The 1,186-nt window shown below is 72.7% G+C and carries 2 protein-coding genes; one reads left to right on the top strand and one right to left on the bottom strand.

Translation table 11 applies throughout. The features are described 5' to 3' along the window. Positions 1 to 971: hypothetical protein (locus D7V77_RS44120; RefSeq protein WP_158624599.1), on the top strand; the 971-nt coding region annotated here is incomplete at its 5' end. Positions 972 to 974: 3 nt separating this feature from the next. On the opposite strand, the gene D7V77_RS44115 is transcribed toward D7V77_RS44120, so the two are convergent. After that, a partial coding sequence (locus D7V77_RS44115; RefSeq protein WP_158624598.1) for a hypothetical protein occupies positions 975 to 1,186 on the bottom strand: 212 nt, incomplete at its 5' end.

The raw sequence follows: 1,186 nt of genomic DNA, 5'->3' as shown, positions 1-1,186 counted from the left end.
CGGCCACCCCCTCCTCCGCGCGGCTCACCGTCACCGCCGTGAAGGATGGCGACGTGACGCTCTCCGGGGGTGCCCTGGCCGGCCTGGGCGAAGGCACCCGCGTCCGCGTGCGCACGCAGGACTCCCGCGAGGTGGTGCTGAAGGTCATTGAATCGCGCGAGGACTCCGCCATCGCCCGCCTGGGCCGCGGTGAGAACGTGCGCGTGGGCGACACCGCCGTCGTCACCGACGCCCCCGCCACCGCGCGCCTCTTCTTCCCCGAGCCCGGTGTGCCTCGGCTGCGCTACGGCTTCCATGCCCGGCCCTTCCTCGCGCTGGACGCGAAGACGCGCGAGGGGAAGTCCGCTCGCGCGGGCGGCCTGCTCCTGGATGCGTTCATCGCGTGGCGGCCCGGGGACCTGCCCCTGGTGTTGAGCGCGCAGTTGGATCCCGTCGGCTTCGGCCTGGGCACCGGCCTGCGCCACTCGCCGGGCTCCGCGTACGTGGCCGCGGCCTACTCCACCGACTTCCTGGAGGTCGGCATCGGCGCGGGCGCGCTGTTCGGACAGAAGGCGTGCATCACCCAGTTCGACTACGACCCCAACACCTACGAGCCCATCAACCCCAGGACCTTCTGCGACTCCAACGCGGGAGTGTCCTTCCAGCAGGTGCTGCGGCTGGGAGCGCTCGACGGGTTCCACATCGCGTGGAACTCCGCCATCCTCTCGCGCGACAACCAGTTCCGCTTCGGCTCCGGACGCGGCGAGGTCCAGGTGCCCCTCACGCCCAGCCTCTCCCTCTTCGGTGCGGGCGGAGGCTCGGCCAGCGGATGGAACTTCGGCGAGCTGGGCGTGCGCAGCTTCCTCAAGGGCACCGGCGGCGCCGGCACCACCGTGCTCTCCGCCAGCCTGGGCATCGTGTCGCTCTCCGACGGCACCGGCGAGGCCCTCACCGGCCCCTCCATCGCCATCGGCATCGAGCGCCGTCCCTGAGCGTCAGTGGCCGGACGCCATCGACGCGGCGAACTCCTCCGGCACCATCTCGCCGGAGATGGGGAAGTCCTTCGGCGTCCGCTTCCACGCCTTCCCACCCGCCGGGCGGACAGGCCCCCGAGGGAGCTGCCCCAGGCCGATGAGCGTCAGCGACAGCAGGCCCAGCCCCACGGCCCCCGCGGCCAGCTCGTCCACGAGGCCCACCCGGCGAAGGC

The sequence above is a fragment of the Corallococcus sp. CA041A genome (assembly GCF_003612075.1).
Lineage (GTDB): Bacteria > Myxococcota > Myxococcia > Myxococcales > Myxococcaceae > Corallococcus > Corallococcus exiguus.
This window is presented reverse-complemented; position numbering and strand designations above follow the sequence as displayed.